Genomic DNA, 20344 nt, shown 5'->3' on the forward strand with positions numbered 1-20344 from the left:
TTTGACTAACACATAAGTATCTGCGCTGCTGATACAAAAAAGTAAGGCGGTTTATCCATTGGTTATTACGCTGAACAAAGCTATTTGACTAACACTTAAGTTTCTACGCTGCTGATACAAAATTTACCAGGGACGGATTGTGCCTGTCAGTTCGGTAACACTTGAGATGTTGTTTTTGTCAAGATACTTCTGCATACCCTCGGTGATTTTGATTGGAGCGTACGGGTCGGTAAATAAAACCGTGCCGATTTGCAGGGCAGACGCACCTGCAATCATCATTTCAACGGCGTCCTGCCAGGTTGTTATTCCGCCGAGTCCGATTACGGGAATTTTGACGGCATTTGAAACCTGCCAAACCATTCTTACGGCAACAGGAAAAACTGCCGCTCCGCTCATTCCGCCCGTGTTGTTGCGGATTATCGGACGTCTTGAATTTATGTCGATTCGCATACCTGTAAGTGTGTTTATCAGCGACACTGCGTCGGCGCCGCCGTCTTCTGCCGCTTTGGCTATTGAAGCGATGTCGGTAACATTCGGGCTGAGTTTTACTATTAGGGGCTTTGTGCAGTGCTTTCTTACCTGCCTTGTGATTTCGCCGACCCCCTCGCAGCTTGTGCCGAACTGAACGCCGCCCTGCTTTACGTTTGGACAGGAAATATTAAGCTCAATCATATCAACATCGGTGTCGCTGAGCTTTTCTGCCATTTCACAATATTCCTCAAAGGTGTTGCCGGCAATGTTTGCGATAACAACCGTGTTTTGCTGTTTGAGCCAAGGCAAATCCTCTTTGATAAAAACATCAACACCCGGGTTTTGCAGTCCAACGGCATTAAGCATACCGGACGGAGTTTCAGCTATTCTAGGCGATGGGTTTCCGTCACGCTTTTTAAGGGTGATTCCCTTGCAGGAAATTCCGCCCAATGCGCTGAGCGGATAAAACTCGCCGTACTCTTTGCCAAAGCCAAATGTTCCCGAAGCCGCAATCAGCGGATTGCCAAATTCAACACCTGCTATTTTTACGGATAAATCAGCCATTAAAAACTACCTCCTCAGCGTTAAATACAGGTCCGTTTTTGCAAACGTGCTGCATAATTTCTTCGCCGCCTATATTAACCTTTACGGCACATCCGAGACATGCACCGATTCCGCAAGCCATACGTTCCTCAAGCGAAACCTGACACGGCTTTGAAAACTCTGCACAAACCTTGGCAACCGCCTTGAGCATAGGAGTCGGACCGCAGGCACAGACCTCATCTGTTTCATTTATTTTTTCACGGAGAATGTCGGTAACAAAGCCTTTTGTTCCAGCAGTTCCGTTGTCGGTTACAAGCACAAGCTCAGCCCCCGCCTTGGCAAAATCGTCCTGTAAAATTACAAGCGATTTGTCACGAAAACCTGTGATAACAAGCGGATTTTGGGTTTGCTTTGCAGTGTAGAGCATTGGCGGAACACCGATTCCACCACCGATAAGGCAGTAACGCTTGCCTTGTTCAATTTTAAAACCGTTGCCGAGAGGCGCAAGAATATCGACTGTTTCGCCGCTTTTCATTTGTGACATAATCTTTGTGCCTTCGCCCTTGACCTGATACACAAGCCTAAGAACACCGTTTTCAACATCGCACACGGAAATCGGGCGTCGCAGGGTTTTGGACGGAACATAAACGTGGGCAAATTGTCCGCACTTTACCGGCAGGGCATTGCTGTCGTATTCCACATGCATATCAAAGATTCCGTCGGCAATTTCGGCGTTTGAAATCAAAGGATATTTTTTTACGTCGTATTTCATATTATCAGTCCTTTAAATTAATACCGCACAATCATTTTGGTCGTGCGGTTTTTGATTTTTATATTTTTTGATTTTGTTGAAATGTTCTTGCATGTTACTGATGTTGCCATGAGCAGTAAACACACGGTGCAAATTACTCGTATTGAAGTTTTATCGTTAGCAGTCTGTGCTCCGAAAAATTATAGAGCTTGCTTTTATCGCTGATTTTAGGGTTGTTGCCGTTCTTTGCATTTGCCTTTTCAAGCCAGTTGTAAATATATCCGTCACTTGCGAGGCTGTCAACAGTTGTCTGAAAATCAAGACCTTCGTCTATCACAACGTCGAAGTCCTCTCCCCTCTGTGCCGCCGTTTGGGCAAGCAGGGTGACAATTTCGTCCGAACCGTTGATATTTGTAAGCTTTGGACAGCTTGCGTTAAAGTAGTTGTATGTCTGACTTGTGCACGAAGGAACAAAGATATTATAAATCGTGTTCTCGTCAAAGTTGTCGTCGGAAACTTCGCCGTAACTTAGGTTAATTGTGTGGTCGGCTTTTATCTGCTCTGTTGTTAAATTAAGATAAAAATATCTTTCAGAATGAACATATTCATCGCTGTCATTCCACGTAACATCGGTGTGATACCATTCATTGTTAATTTTTACGCCGTTCCACATATGAGGTTCGTCTTTTGACGTTCCCTGAATTGAAACACACTCAATGCCGAGTTTGTTACACAAAAGCTGAAAAGCAGCCGAATAGCCGTCGCAAACAGCCTTTTGATCAATAAGTGCGCCGTATGCATTGTGTTCATTGCCCAAAGTTTCGCCGTTGTCGGCTGCCGCCGCACCCTCTTTGTCATATTGACAGTTGTCAACGATATAGTCGTTGATGTAGAGTTCAACATCATAGTCGGTTGAGTTTGTGGGGGCGTTTGCAATAATCTCACTAACCTTGGCGTCAAAATTCTGCTTCATTTGGCTAAGCTCGTCACCGTCATAGATAAAGCTGAGAATTATGCCCGTCTTTGAGCCGAAATGCGAATATTCAAAAGTATCGTCAAGCCAAAAGACCTGAGGATTGTCGTTTTTGTAGGCTTCAAGTACCTGACTTATTTCCTTAACGGAAAAGGTGCCGTCAGCAACTATTTTTTCAACCGAGGATTTATTTGCATATTGGTCAAGCATCTCATAAAGATTCTGCAAATCTTCACGTTCAAGATTGCTGAAACCGTATCCTGAATACGCATTTGACCTTGCTCCCACAACAGTGCCGCCGGAAGTAACCGTCTGCGATATTTGAGAATTATCCGAAAATCCCAATTCGTCCAAAAGCGAACAGCCGCTGAAAACAGAAACACACAAAAAAACAGCCGTAACGGCAAGTACTGTGTGGAGTTTATTGATATATTTCAAAAAATCACCCTGATTATAATTTAAACACAGATATCCTACCGCTAATGCGGAGGACATTGCGACCTTTCGGCAGAGAGTTAGTCTCAGCCAAAGCCATGAGGAGCCAATGCTCACTTTTCTGGGCAGGCTTTGTTTTTGCAAGCAAAGCCGAGATTTGCTCCGATTTTAATATATATTCTATTGTACTTTATTTTTTTTACATCGTCAATATTGCATTTGGGTATTTTGTGTGATAAAATACTCAACGGTCTGTTCGCAAAATCCAGACCTAAAACAAACACTACGGAGGAAAACATAATATGAAAAAGAAAACAACCCTGTACATTGTTCAGTCGGCTGTTATTGCTGCGCTCTATACCGTTTTGACAATTCTGCAAAACACGCTTTTGCCGGGAACCGCTTCAATGGCGGTGCAATTCAGAGTATCCGAAATTATGACAATATTCGCTCTGTTTACGCCTGCCGCAATTCCGGGACTGACAGTTGGGTGCATACTGGCAAACATCAGTTCTTTGTCAACGCTGGGACCGTATGATTTGATTTTCGGTTCTGCCGCAAGCCTTTTGGCTGCAATCCTTATGTACCGCACAAGGAACATACGAATTGCAAAACTTCCGATTCTTTCCTGCCTTATGCCTGCGCTGCTCAACGGAATTTTGGTTGGATTTGAAATTGAATTTTTCTTTGTTGAGGGCGGATTCCACTTTGGCGACTTCTTGCTGCAAGGCGGACTTGTTGCGCTCGGAGAACTGGGTGTGCTTATAATTTTGGGACTTCCGTTTGCCCGTCTGCTTGAAGTACGCGGACTTGACAAAAAACTTATGCTGCGCTGATTTTGCATTAATATTAATAATATTATTAAAGCGCAAAAATTAATAAATAAATTACAATTACCGTTTCAAAGTCACAAACACTGTGTCTGAGAAACGGTAATTTTTTTGCAAACTATTTTGTTGTGTTACATTTAAATTTAAAAGCAACGCCGCCTTAGGAATGAAAAACACATTAACTTACGGTTATAATTCCCTGATTTTTTTAACAAACGCTTCAACCTTTGCCCTGTCTTTTTTACTGTTGGTTTCAAGGCTTGAACTTACGTCAAGCGCAAACGGATGTGCGCTGTTTACTGCGTCTTCCGCATTGTCAATGCTTATTCCGCCTGCAAGGAAAAACGGCTTTTCAATATTATTTATCAACGTCCAGTCAAAAGTTTCACCCGTGCCGCCGACTGCCTTTTCGGAGTATGCGTCAAGCAAGAGAGTCGCACACATTGTTGACTTTGTTTTTTCAATATCGTCTTTGTTACGTATTCTGAACGCCCTTATACAGCGTTTTTCGGGCTGTTCAATGCCGCTGTTTTTCAGTGCGGCAAACAGCTTTTTTTCGTATTCGGCGGTTTCATCGCCGTGAAGCTGAACAAAATCAACCGCTCCGCTTGTTATTGCGCTGACAAGAAAATCAATCGGCTGGTTTACAAACACGCCAACCTTTTTTATGCCACTAAACACATTGGCTGACAAAGCAATCGCCGTATTCAGCGAAATTTGCCGCTTGCTCGGCGCAAAAACATAGCCTATGTAGTCGGGCATACAATCATTGATTATTGCAACGTCGTCAAGCGAGCGTATTCCGCAGATTTTTATCTTTGTCATAACATCACCTGCCGCAAAAATCCCGTACGGCTTTAACCCTGTCGGAGGCACGCATAAGAGTTTCGCCAACAAGCACGGCGTTTACTCCGTCGCTTTCCAAATCTCTTACCTGCTGAGCTGTTTTTATTCCGCTTTCGGCAACAAAAAGAATATTCTCGGGAACTTCTTTTCTGAACTTTGCGCTCAGCGACACATCAACGGAAAAATCCTTAAGATTGCGGTTGTTTACACCGATAATCTCCGCCCCGGCATCAATTGCCGCTTGGATTTCTTCTTCGCTGTGAGCTTCGACAAGCGACGAAAGTCCAAGGCTTTTGGAAAGCTCAATGCGGTGTTTGAGAACATCGTTTTCGGTAATTGTGCAGATAAGCAAAACTGCGTCGGCACCGATTACCTTTGCCTCATATATCATATAATCGTCAACGGTAAAATCTTTGCGTAAAATCGGAATTGAAATGTTTTTTCTTATTTCCTTAAGATATTCGTTGCTGCCCAAAAACCAGTATGGCTCTGTCAGCACCGAAACTGCGCTTGCGCCGCCCTTTTCGTAATCCTTTGCAATATTTACATAATCAAAGTCTTCGGCAATCAAGCCCTTTGACGGCGAAGCTTTTTTTACCTCGCAAATACAATGGATTCCTTTGCCGCTGAGGGCTTTATAAAATGCAAAGCTGTTGCTTTTATCCTTTGCAAGCGTTTCAGCGGCAGCACGCATTTGCGACTCGGAAACGTTCTTTTTTTGTTCCGCAACACGGAGCCTTGTTTTGTCTGCTATTTCATTCAGAATGTTCATAAGCGCCTCACTTGTTGCTCTGCTCGATAAATCTTTCAAGCTGAGCCTTTGCCTTGCCGCTGTCAATCATATCTTTTGCAATTTTTATGCCCGAATCAATGCTGTCGGCTTTTCCGGCAACATAAATTGCTGCTCCGGCATTGAGAAGAACTGCATTTCTCTTGGCTCCGTCCTTGCCGTCAAGAATATCACGCAGTATCTGTGCGTTTTCCTGCGGAGTGCCGCCTACAAGTTCTGACTTTTGACATCTTTCAAAGCCAAACTGTTCGGGAGTAATTTCATATATTTTGAAATTGCCGTCTTTAAATTCACAAACCTTTGTTGGTGCGCTCATTGAAATTTCATCAATGCTGTCTTCGCCGTAAACAACCATTGCGCTCTTAACGCCGAGGTTTGAAAGAACCCTTGCAAGCGGCTCAACCAAATCTGCGCTGTAAACGCCCAAAAGCTGCATTGAAGCTCCTGCGGGGTTAGCCAAAGGTCCGAGTATGTTAAACAAAGTTCGGATTCCCATTTCACGTCTTACACCGCCCACAAATCTCATTGCGGTATGATATTTTTGAGCAAACAGGAAGCAAATGTTAATGTCATTAAGGAGCTTTTGGCTCTTTTCGGGAGAAATGTCGATTTTAACGCCGAGGGCTTCAAGGCAGTCTGCCGTTCCGCACTTGCTTGAAGCGGCACGGTTGCCGTGTTTTGCAACCGGAACTCCTGCGGCTGAGGTTACGATTGAAGCGGCTGTTGAAATGTTAAAGGTATTTGAACCGTCGCCGCCCGTTCCGACGATTTCAAGCACATCCTGGTCATTCAGGAACTTTTCGCAGTGTTTGCGCATAACCTTTGCGGCAGCGGTAATTTCGTCAATTGTCTCGCCTTTCATTGCAAGTGCCGTAAGGAACGAAGCCTTTTGAGCGTCGTTAGCCTCGTTGTTCATAATTTCGTCCATAACCTGTTCCATAACCTCGGACGTAAGGTCCTGCTTTTTGCTTAACGATAATATAGCCTCTTTAATCATAATAAAACCTCCTGTTTATGTATATTTTCGCACATCGGTGCGACATAAATTCAATTTGTATGTCATTGGAGCAATGCTCTGCTTGCAACTGATTGCAACGGTGCCAAGGGAGCGTTAGCTCCTCAGTTTTTCAGTGGAGATTATCCCACGCCGAAAGACTGAATTGAGCCCACCGCCTATAAGAGCGAGGTCATCTGCGCTTATATTGATACTGCCAAAAAGTTCTTTAGAATCTTTCTTCCGTCAGGCGTAAGAATAGACTCGGGGTGAAATTGCAGTCCGAATATCGGATACTTTGTGTGTTCAACCGACATAACCTCGCCGTCTTTTGTAAACGATGTTGCTTTCAAACAGCTTGGCAGGGTGTCTGCAACAACCGCAAGTGAGTGATATCTTGCAACCTCGGCGGTGTCGCCAAGTCCATCAAACAGTCTGCTTGAATGGTCAAGCGTAACCACGGACATTTTGCCGTGCATAAGCTTCTTTGCATATGAAATCTCGGCTCCGAACGCCTCACAGATTGCCTGGTGTCCAAGGCACACGCCCAAAATCGGGAACTTGCCTTTCAGCTCCTTTACAACGTCTTCACAAACACCTGCATTTGCGGGTCTGCCGGGTCCAGGTGACAATATTATGTGAGACGGATTCATTTTTTCAATTTCCTGTGTTGTATATTCATCATTTCTGATTACCTTTATATCGGGGTTAAGCTCGCCGACAAGCTGATAAAGATTGTATGAAAAGCTGTCGTAATTATCAATCAACAAAATCATCTGTATCTCCTCCTTCGCCTACTGCGTTCATAACCGCTCTTGCCTTGTTAATGCACTCTCTGTACTCGTTTTCGGGCACGCTGTCGGCAACAATTCCTGCACCCGAACGAACAAAGACCTTGCCGTTTTTCTTAAATGCAATTCTTATGCCGATACAGGTGTCAAGGTTGCCTGTAAAGTCAATATATCCTATTGCTCCGCCGTAAATTCCGCGCTTGTTGTTCTCAAGCTCGTTAATAATCTCCATAGCTCGAATTTTCGGTGCGCCCGAAAGCGTTCCCGCAGGCAAAACCGAACCGACTGCGTCCATATAGCTCTTGCTTTTGTCAAGCTTGCCGGCAACGGTTGAGCCGATGTGCATAACGTGGGAATAGCGTTCAATCGACATATATTTTTCAACCTTAACCGTTCCGAACTCGCTTATCTTGCCAAGGTCATTACGTCCGAGGTCAACAAGCATATTGTGTTCGGCACGCTCTTTTTCGTTTGAAAGGAGCTCCTTTTCAAGTGCGTCGTCCTCTTCCTTTGTCTTTCCCCTTGGGCGTGTACCCGCAAGAGGAAATGTGTGCAAAACTCCGTTTTCAAGCTTTACAAGGGTTTCGGGTGAAGCGCCCGCAACCTCGATGTCGTCACTGCTGAAATAGAACATATAAGGCGACGGATTAATTGTTCTCAGGTGGCGGTAAACATTAAACAAACTGCCCTCGTAATCGGCTTCAAGCCTGTTAGACAGCACAACCTGGAATATATCGCCCTCATAAATATATTTTTTTGCCTTTTCAACCATTTCACAATATTTTTCTTCCGAGAACAGTGCACGGAACGGAGACGTGATTTTTCCCGGAACGATTTTTTCGGGAGTGCCATTGTGAATAAGGTCAACAATTTTGTCAATCTGTTTAATGCACCTTGCATACTCGTTTTCAAGGTCATCTGTTTTTGCATTTGCAATTACGAAAATTTTCTGCTTCAGGTTATCAAAGGCAATTACGTTGTCAAACAACATAAGGTCAACGTCTTTAAAATGCTCGACATCTTCGGCGTCAAGATTGAGCTTCGGCTCGCTGTACTTAACATAATCGTACGAAAAATATCCCACAAGTCCGCCTGTGAATGTCGGAAGTCCCTCTACCTTAGGGCTGGTGTATTCCTGCATAATTTTTGCGATTTCTTTGTCGGGGCGTTTGGTTTCAAGGGTCTTGACATCGTTTCCGTCCTTTATTGTCATAACGCCGTCAGTGCAGGTAATTTCAAGCTTGGGGTCAAAGCCCAAAAATGTGTATCTTCCCCATTTTTTCTGTTTTTCAACGCTCTCAAGCATATAGCAATGTGAGCTGACTGTTTTTAAAATTCTCAGAACTTCAATCGGCGTGCGCACATCCGAAAGAATTTCACGGCTAATAGGCACAAGCTTGTAGCCCTGTGCAAGCTGTTTTGCTTTTTCAAGTGAAATCATATCAATGCCCCTTTTCGTAAAATCAAACAATAAAAAAAGTCCTTGACAGATGAATATCATCTGTCAAGGACGGTTAAAACATTACCGTGGTGCCACCTTGATTTATGGTTGCCCATACTCTCTGCGGAATACCAACATATTCCCGACAACTAACGTATGCCTTCACGTCACAGAATACTCGGAAACCCTTTGACTGTGCCCTCAGCGGTCCATTTAACAAACTGCATTCTGCGAGGCTCTCAGCAATCCCCACTCTCTGTAAGCGCATTTTTTGTTTTTATCTCCGCATCAACGGTTTATATTCAGGCAACACTTGCCATTGCCTTTATTTATCCACATTATACTCCCGACAAAATCATATGTCAATAGAAAATTAAGCAAATTATTACACGCTTTTTTGCTTTGCCTGCAATCGGTCACGTTTTTTATTTGCAAACAGAGCAGAATGTTGCTCCGATTTAAAATCAATCTGTTGAATTTATGACTTAATTGTGCTAAAATTAGTTTTCAGAAACCGTGAAAGGGTGCTTTTATGAAAAAATGCGATTACTGCGCCAAAGAAATTACATATTTTGAGCAATACTGCTCTGACGAATGTCAAAGAAGGGCAAATAAATATTATGAAACCAGCGAAAAGTACGGCAAGCTGTTCTCCGTCATCAACGTAATTTGTGTATTCGGAATACCGGTAGGTTTGTTTTTGTTTCCGTTTTCAAAGTCTGTCGGAACGGTGCTTGCGTCGGTATGCTGCGTTGTGCTGGGAATAATGCTGTTGTTCCTGCCGTTTCCGACCGAGGGTATGATTTCAAAGCTTAAACTTCAAAAATCAATGAAAATAACACGAATTATCGGAGCCTCGGTAATTGCGCTGGGATTTTTGATTATCGGATTTTACTTTTTCTTTTTCAGCTAATAAAATTAAATGTAAAATTTTCAAAATTTAAAAAACGAATATTTTAAAAATTTGCGTCAACACTAAACTCAGTATTTAAAAAAGGAGGATTTTAAATGCTTGATAAAATAGCGTTGACGCTGCTTGTTATAGGCGGAATAAACTGGGGAAGCATCGGAATTTTTCAGTTTGATATTGTTGCGTTTATCTGCGGCGGACAAACAGGTATCATCAGCCGAATCATCTATGTTATTGTGGGACTTTCGGCAATTTGGTGTAGTTCATTACTGTTCCGCGACAGCAGAGATACGATTATGGACGACTCCACGGCAAGCTCCGGCGTTTAAAGAAAAGCTCCCCTTGCGGGAGCTTTTTTGCGCTATGTTATCACATTGAAAAAATTCCTCATTTTTACAATTTGTTGATGAAAATTTTGTAAACATATGCTATACTATAAACTGAGTGCAAACGGCTCTCGCCTCCAAGGCGGCGGACTGCAATCGGAATTTTATCTGAAGTTATAATCTTCCGCCAAAACCTGATGAGCTTACGCCCTTTTGCGCCCTTACAATCTGTTAAGCTTTGCATTTGCAAAAAACAGATTGTTACTTTAATTTAAAATAATTTTGCGCTTGAACAATAATATTACAGAGGTGCATACATAAAACAAAAACGGGAGGTTTGATTAATATGGATATGCTTGAGCTTATGAAGCAGCGCCACAGCGTCAGACAATATGAAGATAAGGCGATTGAGCCGGAAAAACGTGAGGTGCTGGACAAGCTTATAAGTGACATTAATAAAGAAAAGGGACTGCACATTCAGATATTCTACGACGAGCCGAAGTGCTTTGAATCCAAAATTGCTCACTACGGAAATTTTGTGGGCGTGAAGAACTACATATGTCTTGTCGGAAGAAAGTCAACCAGACTTGATGAGACCCTTGGATATTACGGAGAAAAAATTGTGCTCAAGGCTCAGGAGCTGGGGCTTAACACCTGCTGGGTGGCGTTGAGCCACGGCAAGAGCAATGCAAACATCGGCAGAGGCGAAAAACAGGTTTGCATTATTGCGGTGGGATACGGAAAGTCAAACGGTTTTCCGCACAAGAACAAGTCAATGAAAAGGCTGTGCAACTACAAAGACGCTTTGCCCGATTGGTTCATCAAGGGTATGGACGCCGCTATGCTGGCGCCGACTGCACTGAATCAGCAAAAGTTCTTTATTGAATTGCAGTCGGACGGCACGGTTTGGGCAAGAGCAGGCAGCGGATTTTACACAAAAATTGACCTTGGTATTGTAAAATATCATTTTGAAATCGGCTCGCAAAAAAGAATTTTATAATCACAGTGCAATCGGTCGCAATCTATGCTTTTCGGGCAAAGAGAACGCTGCTCCGATTTAAAACTCAACAGACAAAACAGCCGCTGAAGGTCTATCCCTCAGCGGCAATTTTATTTACAGAACAGTTTATGAAATCTGCGGGCAATCCGCCCGAATTTGTTGTTTAAACAGCGTTTATTCATCTTCGCCTTTGTCCAGTGCCTTGTAAAGCAGCGCATACAAAAGCTCTGCTTCCTCTTTGGTAAGGTTTACGCACTGCGTTACCTTTTGCGGAACAAGGGCTGCGCTGCCCTTTAGCTGTTCGCCTTTTTCCGTGATATTCGCTATTACCATACGTTCGTCTTTAGAGCTTCTTGTCCTCAGAATATAACCCTTTTGCTCAAGCTTTTTCAGCACGGGCGTAAGCGTTCCCGAATCAAGAAACAAAAGCCTGCCCATATTTTTAACATTTATCTGTTTGTGCTCCCACATAACCAGCATTGCAATATACTGGGTATATGTAAGGTCAAGCTCGTCAAGAAACGGCTTGTATCTCCTTACAATTTCTTTTGAACAAGCATACAGCGGAAAACAGATTTGATTTTCAAGCTTTAACGTATCGTAATTGTCAGCCATAAATATCTCTCCCGATTATTTGTTTGCCTCAATAAAGCTCTTGATTGCCTCTTTGGGCTGAAAACCTACCGTTCTTGCAACAACCTCGCCGTTCTTAAAGAGCAAAAGCGCAGGAATGCTGTGGATGTCATACTCCTGAGCAAGTTCCATATTTTCGTCGGAATCTGCGTTGTAAAAATCCACCTCTCCGTCAAGCTCATCGGAAAGCTCCTCGATTATCGGAGCAAGCATCTGGCACGGGCCGCACCATGTTGCCGAAAAATCAACAAGCGCAAGTTTGCTTTCAAGTGCCTCATCCATATTATTATCATAAATTTTCTCAACCATATTTATTCTCCTTTGCTTAATATTATGAATTGTTTTTTGACGTATGACTAAGATATTCAACGGCAGAAAGTGCGGCAACATTGCCCTGACCTGCCGCCTTGATATATTGATACGGTTTGCCCGCAATATCTCCGCAGGCAAAAACACCGCTTATGTTTGTTCTCATCTGCAAGTCAACCTTTATGTGACTGCCGTCGGTTTCAAGTCCCGGAACAAGTGTGTCGGGCAGGACGGAATCTCTGAGCACAAAAACGCAGTCTGCGGCATACTCGTTTTCGTCTGTAACGACGCCGCTTGTGGTTTTTTCTCCCGAAATTTCACGCGGAATCTCATTGATTATTTTTATATTTGTGCGTACTTCGGGAACAACGCCATTTTTCATAGGAAAGAACAAAACCTCGGACACAATCTCGGACAAAAACTCGGCTTCTTTGGCGGAATCGTCGCTGTAACCGATAACCGCAACCTTTCTGCCGCGATAAAGCCTTGCGTCACAGGTAGCGCAATAGCTGACGCCCGAGCCGAGAAGCTCTTTTTCGCCTTTCAGGGTTTTTCCCTGCATAACACCGCTTGCAACAATCACGCTGTTTGCTTCGATAATTTCTTCGTCAGCCTGAATCGCAAAGTAACTGCCCATTGCATACACCGTGCTAACACGCCTGTCGGTAATGTCAATTTCAAGCGATTCAAGGTGTGAGTGCAAATGCTGTGCAAGCTCACTGCCGCTGATGTCGGGAAGCGCAGTATAATTTTCTATTTTTGAAGCCCGAGTAATTTTGTCGCTCAGGTTTTTGTTGCCAAGCAAAATTATATTTTTACCGCGGATTTTTGCCGTAACTGCGGCTGAAATTCCCGCAGGGCCCGTGCCAATAATTGCAATATCGTATCTGACCAAAAAATCACCACACTGACTTTAATTAAATTGCAGGCAAATTTATATTATAAAATTAAATTGTATGCAATCGTTTTTCTTTATAATACAGCACAAATTATTTTTTGTCAACACCCCATTGACGGCGTATATTTAGCATTAACCAAATACTTCCGCATTATTCGAATATTAATTCAAAAAAAGTCCATAATAATCACGAAATTCTTTATCGGAGGCAATATTATGGACGATTTGTTATACATTGTGGTGACGGCGTTTGTGTCGGTTGCAGTGCTTTTTATTCTGTCAAAACTGATTGGAAACAAGCAGATGTCAAACCTGAATATGTTTGACTATGTAAACGGAATCACAATCGGCTCGATTGCGGCGGAAATGGCAACAAGTGAAATCAGCGACTTTTGGCAATGCTTTGTGGCACTTTTGGTGTATGCACTTATTATGATACTCCTCACGATTTTATCGCAAAAGTCTGCCGTTTGCAGAAGATTTTTCACAGGCAAAAGCATTGTGCTTTACGACCGAGGCAAGCTGTTCAAACGCAATCTTACCACGGCAAAAATTGATTTTAACGAGTTTTTGACAATGCTCAGGGACAAAGAATATTTTTCGCTTGACGATGTTGAAACAGTAATGTTTGAACACACGGGACAAATTTCGGTTTTGCCCAAAGACAAAAGCCGCCCGGTTTCACCCGACGATTTAAAAATCGTAACACAACAAAAAAGAATTGAGGTTGTGGTTGTGGCAGACGGCAGGGTGCTCAAGAAAAACCTGAACAGCACAGGCAACAATATGGACTGGCTTAATTCCGAGCTTGAGAAGCAAAACGAAAAAATCGAAACTGTTTTTGCGGCATTTTGTGACGGCGACAACAACCTAAAAATATTAAAATGCTCTGACCGCAACCCGACAAACAACCCCTTCTGCTAAACAGAAGGGGTTGTTGCAATAATCTATTTTGCAAACGTACAGACGGCATATTAAAATTGCATAAGATATTATTACAATAAAAATTAAAGGCGACTTATATAAAAGCCGCCTTTAAAAGGAAATATATTACATATTTTAAACTGTTGGTGTGCCTAAATCATAATCAAATATTCTGCTTTAGACAAGTTTTGATGTCGTCCTCGGCGTTGCTGATTGCGTGCAAATCAAAGGTATCGGAAAGATATTGAAGAACGTTAGGGCTCAAGAAAGCAGGGAGTGTGGGACCAAGGTAGATATTTTTAATTCCAAGGCTGAGAAGTGCGAGTAAATCCGCAACTGCCTTTTGCTCATACCAAGACACTATCATTGACAGCGGCAGTCCGTTTACATCTGTTCCAAATGCGTCGGCAAGAGCCGTTGCAATGCGGATTGCAGAATATACGTCGTTGCATTGACCCACGTCAAGGAGCCTCGGAAGCCCGGCAACCTCGCCAAACTGCAGCTTGTTAAACCTGTACTTTCCGCAGGCAAGCGTAAGAATCATACAATCCTGAGGAACCATCTTTGCAAATTCAGTGTAATAGTTTCTGCACGGTCTTGCGCCGTCACATCCGCCAATCAGGAAGAAGTGTCTGAGCTTTCCGCTTTTTACCGCTTCAATGATTTTATCGGCATAACTCAAAGTTGCGTGATGTCCGAAGCCGACGAGAATATCATAAGGCTCTTGCTCTTCGGGATAGCCGCCAAGCTCTATTGCCTGCTTGATAATTTCGCTGAAATCTTTTTCGCCTTTTTCGTTTTTTCCGATATACTTCATGCCGTCCCAGCCGACTACATTTGTGCTGTATATTCTGTCTTTATATGATTCCCTTGGGCGCATAAGGCAGTTTTTGGTCATGAGAATACAGCCGGGAAGACTGTCAAACTGCTTTTGCTGGTCTTGCCAGGCGCCGCCGAAATTTCCTACAAGGTGAGGATATTTTTTCAGCCCCTCATAGCCGTGGCACGGAAGCATTTCACCGTGTGTATAAACGTTAATCCCCTTGCCCTCGGTCTGCTTAAGCAACATTTCCAAGTCTTTGAGGTCGTGACCCGAAACAATTATAAACGGGACTTTCTTCATATGCACATTAACCTTGTGAGGCGACGGGTTGCCGTACACAGTTGTATTTGCCTCGTCAAGCTTTTTCATAACCTCAATTGCCGCCTCGCCCGTTCGCATTGTCATACGAATGAGGTCTTCAACGGTTAAGTTATCATCGGTGGTTGCCTCAAGGGCGATAATATAAAAATCATCGACTTGGTCGCTGTAATATCCAAGCTCTCTCGCCTGATGACCGTATGCACTGATTCCCTTTAAGCTGTAAACGATTGTCTGGCGCAGAGAACGAATGTCGGGGTCAAGCGACTTGTCTTACATAATTCCCGCAAGAGGTGCGTCCTTGAGCATTTCCGTTTTTGTCTGCGGAAGATTGTAGGAAGCGTGAGCGGTAGGGTTACTTATTTCACCGACAATACTTCGCAAATTCTCCTTAATTTGCTGAGATTCTCTTAACAGCGCAACGTGAACCTCTGCGTCAAAGTTTACGTTCGTAAGAGTTGTAAAAAGGCAATTTTCAATAAAGCTGACAATCGCCTTGTCAACGTGCTGACCCGAATCAGTCAAAGCCTTTGCGTAACAGCTGATTCCTTTAAGCTGAAAAACCAGCAAATCCTGCAAGTTTGCGACCTCGGGAGTTTTTCCGCAAACGCCGAGCTTTGTACAGCCCTTGCCGTTTGCCGTCTGCTCACATTGATAGCAGAACATTTCATAGCCTAAGTCCATATTATTACTCATTGCATTACCTCCAATATATTTGGTAATAGCATTTGCACAAATGGCAATAATATGCATTTTTTAACCGACAACGGTTTTGATATATTGACAAATATCAACTTTGTTGCTACAATAAAATCAACCTATAAAGAGTGCGTGAGAGACAAGCTCGTTGACCGCACACCAACCTGCCGAAAGGAAAGGTGGTAATGCTTGAATGATGGGTGGATACGATATATAAAATCAGCGCTCATCAGACGATGGGCGCTTTTCGTTTTTCTTATAGGTAATAAATTTACTTAGGAGGACCGATTATGTTATCGGAAAAAAAGTTGTGCGAAAACGAAATCTACGAAATTTGCAAATCAGCAAGGGACATTAATTTAAATGAATGCTTCAGGGGTGTGAGGATTTTAACCCCCGCAATCGGAAGCGAACACCTTCTGGAAAGAACGTTTGCCTGTATTGGAAAAATCGGCGATTCGGAGCGAATATTATTAACCGATGACAAGCTGTGCTGTTTCAGCGTTACCGACGGCTGGGGTGAAAAGGACGGTTATCTTTTTGCCCTGAATTTAGGCTTTGTGTTTAATAGTGAAAAACCTGTGGGCGTTAAGGAACTTAAAGAATTTATTGACAATCCGCCGACCTCCCACGGATTTATTTCTCATATGGCAATGGGATGTGAGATTGAAAAGGCAAAGAAAATACTGAAAGCATTGAGCCAAAATCAGTAAGTAAGACTACGGTTGGAGATTAAATTATATCTTAAGTTTTATCACTACAACTTCAAGTCTTGTTATCTTCCGAAAAGCACAAAAAAACAGGTCATAACATTTCGTTATGACCTGTTTGTGGTCGAGGTGACAGGACTTGAACCTGCGGCATCTTGGTCCCAAACCAAGCACTCTACCAAACTGAGTTACACCTCGAAGTCTGTCGATTTCCGACAGCCATATCATTATAGCTGATGTTTCTGAATTTGTCAAGACATTTGGCATATAAATTTTGGCTTATTCGTTAAATCGGCATACTTTTTATTAAACATCTTTAATACGCAACAAATTTTATCAAAGTACAGAAAGTCTTGAATAAATATCGGCGGCAGAGTAGAGATAAGCAACGCAGTTGTATCTTTCAGCTTCCTCTTTGCTCTTAAATCCGATTCCGTAAAGCGCAGCGGCAAAATCCATTCCCACCTGACGTGCGCCATCGGCGTCAACATAACTGTCGCCGACAAGAACACTGTCCTGAACCGAAATTCCAAGACCGTTGCAAGCCTGCATAATCAAATCACACTTGTTGAGGTTTGAACCGACGTCGGTTGCACAAACAATATCAAACAGTTTTCCGATGTCGTGATGGGTTTTCAGCATATCGGTTGTGTAGCGTTTGTTCTGCTGTGTGGCAATTGCCAGCTTGTAACCGTTTTTCTTAAGCTCTAAGAGCGACGACTCTATTCCGTCATACAGCATAAGCATTTCTTCGCCTTTTTGCGAATACAACTTGCTGTAATTGTTGACGGCGTACTGTATTTCATCGCCTTTCATTCCGTAGAGCCTCTCAAAGCCCTGCTCAAGTGTTGCACCTATTATTTTTTGCAATGCGTCACGGTCAACGGGAGAATAGCCCATAGCCGACGCGGTTGTGTTAAAGCAATAAAGCGTTCCCGGAGAAGTATCGGCAATTGTGCCTTCAAAACCGAAGATTATTAGCTTTTTCATTATATATCACCTCAGATATACCACTGTATTCTAAAGAACATCGCACATTTTTGTGCGCTAATATTTAACTGAATTTAATTTCCTTTTTGTTGCACCTAATTATACCACTCAATTTTAATAAATACAATACTTTTCATTTGACATTGTTATTGTTACGGTATAAAATTGTTTTATGTTTTCAGACGTCCGTTTTAAATCGAAGCAATGCGCTGTTTTGTTTGTCAAAAACATTGGTTGCAACAGATTTTAAAAGGTGCAAATCATCAAGCTTTTCCGGGGCTCGGTTTGGAATTATAACTTTCTTTGAAACACCGAAGTTTCCGCCGCCTTAGAGGCTTGGAGCCTTTGCACCGCTTTAAACGGCGCTGTACATACTATTTTATTCATAATTTTGTGAAAGGTTAATCATATGTCCGACTCAAAAAAACAATCTCTTACAAAACAAGGCGAGCATAAACGATACACTCTGAAATGTGCTTCGCTTAATTATTATCTTGCACTTATGTTTTCACTGTTTCCGCTTTATCTGTCAATTTTTGCGGACGGGAACTTTCCGTTTATTCACTTTGACAACGCCTTTACAACCATCAGGCACGACAAGTATTATCTTTTTTTGATACTTACGGGAATTGCCGCAATAGCGGAGCTTTTGCTGATAACAACATACAGCGAAAACGCAAAAAAATCCGACAAAGCAAAACCCAAAAACAGCATATTTAAAAGCTTTTCGTTTGTGGACTATTCATTGCTTGCCCTGCTGTTTTCAAGTCTGATTTCGGCTTTGTTTTCGCCTTATACCGAAACAGCGTTTTTCGGTGAGCCAAACGGAAGAAACAACGGCGTTATACTCATCGCATTTTATGTGCTTGCATATTTTTTAATCACACGGTTGTTTTACTATATGGAATACGTTCTTGCGGTGTTTGCGGCGGCGTCAATCGGCGTTTACCTTTTGTCGGTTTTAAACGGATTTTATCTTGACCCGCTCGGCACGCTGAGAATTTTGGGAGAAGCCCAGGCAAACGACTTTATCTCAACAATCGGCAACAAAAACCTGCTTTCAAGCTACATCTGCATTTCGCTTCCCGTTATTGTTGCTATGTCGGTTCACACCCAAAAAAGGCCTTTGCGTATTCTCTACCTTGCGTCCTCGGGCTTTGGCTTTATGTCGCTTATGGTTTCGGACAGCGACTCGGGAATTTTGGGCATAGGCGCTTTCCTGATGATATACTTCATTGTGTATTCACGCAAAATATCAAAGCTTAAAAAATATTTTTTGGCTTTGACGGTTATGCTTGCCTGTGCAAAACTGCTGAGACTGTTTTCGCTTGCTATGGGTGACAAATACAAAGAAATAGGCGATTTGCAGCAGATGTTTGTGTTCTCAAACCTCGGTTATGTTTTGCTTGGAATCTGCCTTGCCGCAACAATTGCCTTGTATTTGACCGACGCAAAAAAACCAAACCTGATTTTGCCGAAAACCGTTCCGATTGTGCTTGCAATACTGCTTTCCGTTGCCGTTATCGGTCTGATTTTTACCGTGGTATATTTCAGCACAATTGACACACAGACAGACCTCGGCGACTTTGAAAAGCTTCTCAGATTCAACGACAAGTGGGGCACTCACAGAGGCTATATGTGGATAAGGTCAATGTGGATTTTCGGTGACGCTTCCGTTTGGCAAAAGCTGTTCGGCACAGGTCCCGACACGTTTTACTATCCGTTCAGCCAATATTTTGACGGACTTATGAAGTTTGGCGACAGTTCTACCAATGCGGCTCACAACGAATACATCAACTACCTTATCACAACAGGAATAGTCGGACTCGGCTCATACCTTGCCTTTGTCGGTTCTGCAGTTGTAAGGGCAGTAAAGACAGCCTCAAAAAATCCGATTGTTATTGTGTTCCTTGCCACAGTTGTGGGATATTCGGCACAGGCTTTCGTTAATATTTCTCAGCCAATCACAACACCGCTGTTTATTATCTTTGTGGCACTTTGCGAAGCGGTAAGCCGTTCACAAAGACTTAAAGACAATCAGGTTTAATATTTGAACATTATTGCTCCGATAAAATTAAAATCAAACATAAAAAAGCGCTCCGTATCGGGGCGCATTTTTTATACAAAATATTAAAATCTGAATCCGCTTAATCTGGCGGTAGGTCTGATTATGCCGCAGGCAATTTTTTCTCCCGAATTTCCCGAGGGCTGAGTGTGAAAGTCATCGGGGTGAGCGTGAATGATAACCGTTTTTCCGATAACTTCGGGAACGGTAAATTGGTTGGTTATGAACATAGAAAACGCATCACCGTTTACGCCCATCAAAGGCGGCAAATCTCCTGCGTGGTATGGGTGTGGGCAGTCCCATGGGTTATAGTGAGCGCCTGCGTTTGCAAATTGGTCTTCGCTGTTGCCAGTGCACTCGCCTCCCTCATGAATATGGAAAGCAAAAATAGGACTTTGACACGGCTCGTCGCTTTGCGGCAAACCCGAGACCTCTGCCCTTACCAACACCAAATCACGAAGATTATAGAACAGCACCCTGCCCTGTATTGACCTGTATTTGTCACTGCCGATTAAAAATGCCACCGCTTCCGCGTGCCTGTTGATTACCGAACATATGTTGTTAAAGTTTATCACATTACACCTCTCCACAAACATTAAAACGGAGCAACGCTCTGCTTTGCTTGCAAGAAGCAGAATTTGCAACCGATTGCAAGCTGTGTAAAAGAGCGTTAGCCCCCTAAGAATTTCGGTAGGGAATTTTTAATTCACCACCGAAAGACTAAATTAAACCCGCCGCCCACAAAGGCAGAGGACTCTGCATTATAATTATATGCAAAGTCATCGGGCGTGCCATTGTTTGTTTTATGGAGAGGTGTATTTTTACTCGGTGTTCAGTGTTAATTTAAAACAGGTATTTGATTTTCTGACAATTT

The 20344-nt window shown here is 43.0% G+C and carries 20 protein-coding genes, 1 tRNA gene, 1 pseudogene and 1 riboswitch; of the genes and pseudogenes, 7 read left to right on the forward strand and 15 right to left on the reverse strand.

Annotated elements, in window-relative coordinates; all coding sequences use genetic code 11:
• Window positions 1-123 precede the first annotated feature (123 nt).
• The 3 genes from BLP46_RS05435 to BLP46_RS05445 all read right to left on the reverse strand — a co-directional run bounded on the left by BLP46_RS05435 (window position 124) and on the right by BLP46_RS05445 (window position 3176).
• Entirely contained in the window at window positions 124-1035 is a 912-nt protein-coding gene (locus BLP46_RS05435) for a dihydroorotate dehydrogenase (protein WP_092976815.1), read from the reverse strand.
• The gene (locus BLP46_RS05440; RefSeq protein ID WP_092976818.1) at window positions 1028-1786 is read right to left on the reverse strand and encodes a dihydroorotate dehydrogenase electron transfer subunit; all 759 of its coding nucleotides are present in this window, start codon (window positions 1784-1786) and stop codon (window positions 1028-1030) included. Before BLP46_RS05440 ends, BLP46_RS05435 begins: the two co-directional genes overlap by 8 nt.
• Before the next feature lie 133 nt (window positions 1787-1919).
• Entirely contained in the window at window positions 1920-3176 is a 1257-nt protein-coding gene (locus tag BLP46_RS05445) for a transglutaminase domain-containing protein (protein WP_167669191.1), read from the reverse strand.
• A 299-nt stretch (window positions 3177-3475) separates the two neighbouring features.
• On the opposite strand from BLP46_RS05445, the gene BLP46_RS05455 reads away from it, so the two are divergent.
• Window positions 3476-4009 (forward strand): QueT transporter family protein, encoded by a 534-nt coding sequence (locus tag BLP46_RS05455; RefSeq protein WP_092976828.1) that lies wholly within the window; start codon window positions 3476-3478, stop codon window positions 4007-4009.
• A gap of 183 nt (window positions 4010-4192) precedes the next feature.
• Here BLP46_RS05455 and BLP46_RS05460 read toward each other — a convergent pair whose 3' ends face one another.
• The 5 genes from BLP46_RS05460 to trpE all read right to left on the reverse strand — a co-directional run bounded on the left by BLP46_RS05460 (window position 4193) and on the right by trpE (window position 8865).
• Window positions 4193-4828: a phosphoribosylanthranilate isomerase gene (locus BLP46_RS05460; RefSeq protein WP_092976831.1), complete on the reverse strand. Its 636-nt coding sequence runs from the start codon at window positions 4826-4828 to the stop codon at window positions 4193-4195.
• A gap of 4 nt (window positions 4829-4832) precedes the next feature.
• Window positions 4833-5621: an indole-3-glycerol phosphate synthase TrpC gene (trpC, locus tag BLP46_RS05465; RefSeq protein WP_092976834.1), complete on the reverse strand. Its 789-nt coding sequence runs from the start codon at window positions 5619-5621 to the stop codon at window positions 4833-4835.
• 7 nt (window positions 5622-5628) lie between these two features.
• On the reverse strand, window positions 5629-6636 hold the full coding sequence (trpD, locus tag BLP46_RS05470) for an anthranilate phosphoribosyltransferase (protein ID WP_092976837.1): 1008 nt from the start codon (window positions 6634-6636) through the stop codon (window positions 5629-5631).
• Window positions 6637-6836: 200 nt separating this feature from the next.
• Complete coding sequence (locus tag BLP46_RS05475; RefSeq protein ID WP_092976840.1) at window positions 6837-7409, reverse strand: anthranilate synthase component II; 573 nt, start codon at window positions 7407-7409, stop codon at window positions 6837-6839.
• Window positions 7393-8865 (reverse strand): anthranilate synthase component I, encoded by a 1473-nt coding sequence (trpE, locus tag BLP46_RS05480; RefSeq protein WP_207645212.1) that lies wholly within the window; start codon window positions 8863-8865, stop codon window positions 7393-7395. Before trpE ends, BLP46_RS05475 begins: the two co-directional genes overlap by 17 nt.
• A gap of 532 nt (window positions 8866-9397) precedes the next feature.
• Between trpE and BLP46_RS05485 the strand changes: the two genes are divergently transcribed.
• The 3 genes from BLP46_RS05485 (at window position 9398) to BLP46_RS05495 (ending at window position 11101) form a co-directional block, all read left to right on the forward strand.
• Window positions 9398-9778, forward strand: coding sequence for a hypothetical protein (locus BLP46_RS05485; protein ID WP_092976843.1), 381 nt, complete (start codon window positions 9398-9400; stop codon window positions 9776-9778).
• Window positions 9779-9873: 95 nt separating this feature from the next.
• On the forward strand, window positions 9874-10104 hold the full coding sequence (locus BLP46_RS05490; protein ID WP_092976845.1) for a DUF378 domain-containing protein: 231 nt from the start codon (window positions 9874-9876) through the stop codon (window positions 10102-10104).
• A 343-nt stretch (window positions 10105-10447) separates the two neighbouring features.
• Window positions 10448-11101: a nitroreductase family protein gene (locus tag BLP46_RS05495; RefSeq protein WP_092976848.1), complete on the forward strand. Its 654-nt coding sequence runs from the start codon at window positions 10448-10450 to the stop codon at window positions 11099-11101.
• Between the two features lie 174 nt (window positions 11102-11275).
• On the opposite strand, the gene BLP46_RS05500 is transcribed toward BLP46_RS05495, so the two are convergent.
• The 3 genes from BLP46_RS05500 to BLP46_RS05510 are packed head-to-tail and all read right to left on the reverse strand — an operon-like array spanning window position 11276 to window position 12938.
• Complete coding sequence (locus BLP46_RS05500) at window positions 11276-11716, reverse strand: MarR family winged helix-turn-helix transcriptional regulator (protein WP_092976851.1); 441 nt, start codon at window positions 11714-11716, stop codon at window positions 11276-11278.
• Window positions 11717-11731: 15 nt separating this feature from the next.
• Entirely contained in the window at window positions 11732-12043 is a 312-nt protein-coding gene (gene trxA / locus BLP46_RS05505; RefSeq protein ID WP_092976854.1) for a thioredoxin, read from the reverse strand.
• Between the two features lie 22 nt (window positions 12044-12065).
• Window positions 12066-12938: an NAD(P)/FAD-dependent oxidoreductase gene (locus tag BLP46_RS05510; RefSeq protein WP_092976857.1), complete on the reverse strand. Its 873-nt coding sequence runs from the start codon at window positions 12936-12938 to the stop codon at window positions 12066-12068.
• Window positions 12939-13157: 219 nt separating this feature from the next.
• Here BLP46_RS05510 and BLP46_RS05515 point away from each other — a divergent pair, with 219 nt between their 5' ends.
• Window positions 13158-13865 carry a DUF421 domain-containing protein gene (locus BLP46_RS05515; protein WP_092976860.1) on the forward strand — a complete coding sequence of 236 codons (708 nt, stop codon included), beginning with the start codon at window positions 13158-13160 and terminating at the stop codon, window positions 13863-13865.
• Between the two features lie 163 nt (window positions 13866-14028).
• Here the strand turns inward: BLP46_RS05515 and hcp are convergent.
• Window positions 14029-15702, reverse strand: a pseudogene (hcp, locus tag BLP46_RS05520) (hydroxylamine reductase).
• Window positions 15703-15821: 119 nt separating this feature from the next.
• Window positions 15822-15908, forward strand: a riboswitch (SAM riboswitch).
• A gap of 87 nt (window positions 15909-15995) precedes the next feature.
• On the opposite strand from hcp, the gene BLP46_RS05525 reads away from it, so the two are divergent.
• On the forward strand, window positions 15996-16418 hold the full coding sequence (locus tag BLP46_RS05525) for a hypothetical protein (protein ID WP_092976863.1): 423 nt from the start codon (window positions 15996-15998) through the stop codon (window positions 16416-16418).
• Window positions 16419-16536: 118 nt separating this feature from the next.
• Here the strand turns inward: BLP46_RS05525 and BLP46_RS05530 are convergent.
• Together BLP46_RS05530 and BLP46_RS05535 are read right to left on the reverse strand one after the other, a co-directional pair.
• Window positions 16537-16613: transfer RNA gene (locus BLP46_RS05530), tRNA-Pro, on the reverse strand.
• 138 nt (window positions 16614-16751) lie between these two features.
• Entirely contained in the window at window positions 16752-17405 is a 654-nt protein-coding gene (locus BLP46_RS05535) for an HAD family hydrolase (RefSeq protein ID WP_092976866.1), read from the reverse strand.
• Between the two features lie 409 nt (window positions 17406-17814).
• On the opposite strand from BLP46_RS05535, the gene BLP46_RS05540 reads away from it, so the two are divergent.
• Window positions 17815-19452, forward strand: a complete 1638-nt coding sequence (locus BLP46_RS05540) for an O-antigen ligase family protein (RefSeq protein ID WP_092976869.1) — start codon at window positions 17815-17817, stop codon at window positions 19450-19452.
• Between the two features lie 83 nt (window positions 19453-19535).
• Here the strand turns inward: BLP46_RS05540 and BLP46_RS05545 are convergent, their stop codons facing one another.
• Window positions 19536-20045, reverse strand: coding sequence for a superoxide dismutase family protein (locus tag BLP46_RS05545; RefSeq protein WP_318259482.1), 510 nt, complete (start codon window positions 20043-20045; stop codon window positions 19536-19538).
• Between the last annotated feature and the right edge of the window lie 299 nt (window positions 20046-20344).

It is taken from the genome of Ruminococcus sp. YE282 (assembly GCA_900101355.1).
GTDB lineage: Bacteria > Bacillota > Clostridia > Oscillospirales > Acutalibacteraceae > Ruminococcoides > Ruminococcoides bromii_A.

Coding starts and splice junctions, on each gene's coding strand:
- trpD (WP_092976837.1), bottom strand. CDS start 6,636: ATGATTAAAGAGGCTATATTATCGTTAAGCAAAAAGCAGGACCTTACG.
- BLP46_RS05525 (WP_092976863.1), top strand. CDS start 15,996: ATGTTATCGGAAAAAAAGTTGTGCGAAAACGAAATCTACGAAATTTGC.
- BLP46_RS05535 (WP_092976866.1), bottom strand. CDS start 17,405: ATGAAAAAGCTAATAATCTTCGGTTTTGAAGGCACAATTGCCGATACT.
- BLP46_RS05540 (WP_092976869.1), top strand. CDS start 17,815: ATGTCCGACTCAAAAAAACAATCTCTTACAAAACAAGGCGAGCATAAA.
- BLP46_RS05460 (WP_092976831.1), bottom strand. CDS start 4,828: ATGACAAAGATAAAAATCTGCGGAATACGCTCGCTTGACGACGTTGCA.
- BLP46_RS05490 (WP_092976845.1), top strand. CDS start 9,874: ATGCTTGATAAAATAGCGTTGACGCTGCTTGTTATAGGCGGAATAAAC.
- BLP46_RS05500 (WP_092976851.1), bottom strand. CDS start 11,716: ATGGCTGACAATTACGATACGTTAAAGCTTGAAAATCAAATCTGTTTT.
- trpE (WP_207645212.1), bottom strand. CDS start 8,865: ATGATTTCACTTGAAAAAGCAAAACAGCTTGCACAGGGCTACAAGCTT.
- trpC (WP_092976834.1), bottom strand. CDS start 5,621: ATGAACATTCTGAATGAAATAGCAGACAAAACAAGGCTCCGTGTTGCG.
- trxA (WP_092976854.1), bottom strand. CDS start 12,043: ATGGTTGAGAAAATTTATGATAATAATATGGATGAGGCACTTGAAAGC.
- BLP46_RS05485 (WP_092976843.1), top strand. CDS start 9,398: ATGAAAAAATGCGATTACTGCGCCAAAGAAATTACATATTTTGAGCAA.
- BLP46_RS05475 (WP_092976840.1), bottom strand. CDS start 7,409: ATGATTTTGTTGATTGATAATTACGACAGCTTTTCATACAATCTTTAT.
- BLP46_RS05515 (WP_092976860.1), top strand. CDS start 13,158: ATGGACGATTTGTTATACATTGTGGTGACGGCGTTTGTGTCGGTTGCA.
- BLP46_RS05435 (WP_092976815.1), bottom strand. CDS start 1,035: ATGGCTGATTTATCCGTAAAAATAGCAGGTGTTGAATTTGGCAATCCG.
- BLP46_RS05440 (WP_092976818.1), bottom strand. CDS start 1,786: ATGAAATACGACGTAAAAAAATATCCTTTGATTTCAAACGCCGAAATT.
- BLP46_RS05495 (WP_092976848.1), top strand. CDS start 10,448: ATGGATATGCTTGAGCTTATGAAGCAGCGCCACAGCGTCAGACAATAT.
- BLP46_RS05455 (WP_092976828.1), top strand. CDS start 3,476: ATGAAAAAGAAAACAACCCTGTACATTGTTCAGTCGGCTGTTATTGCT.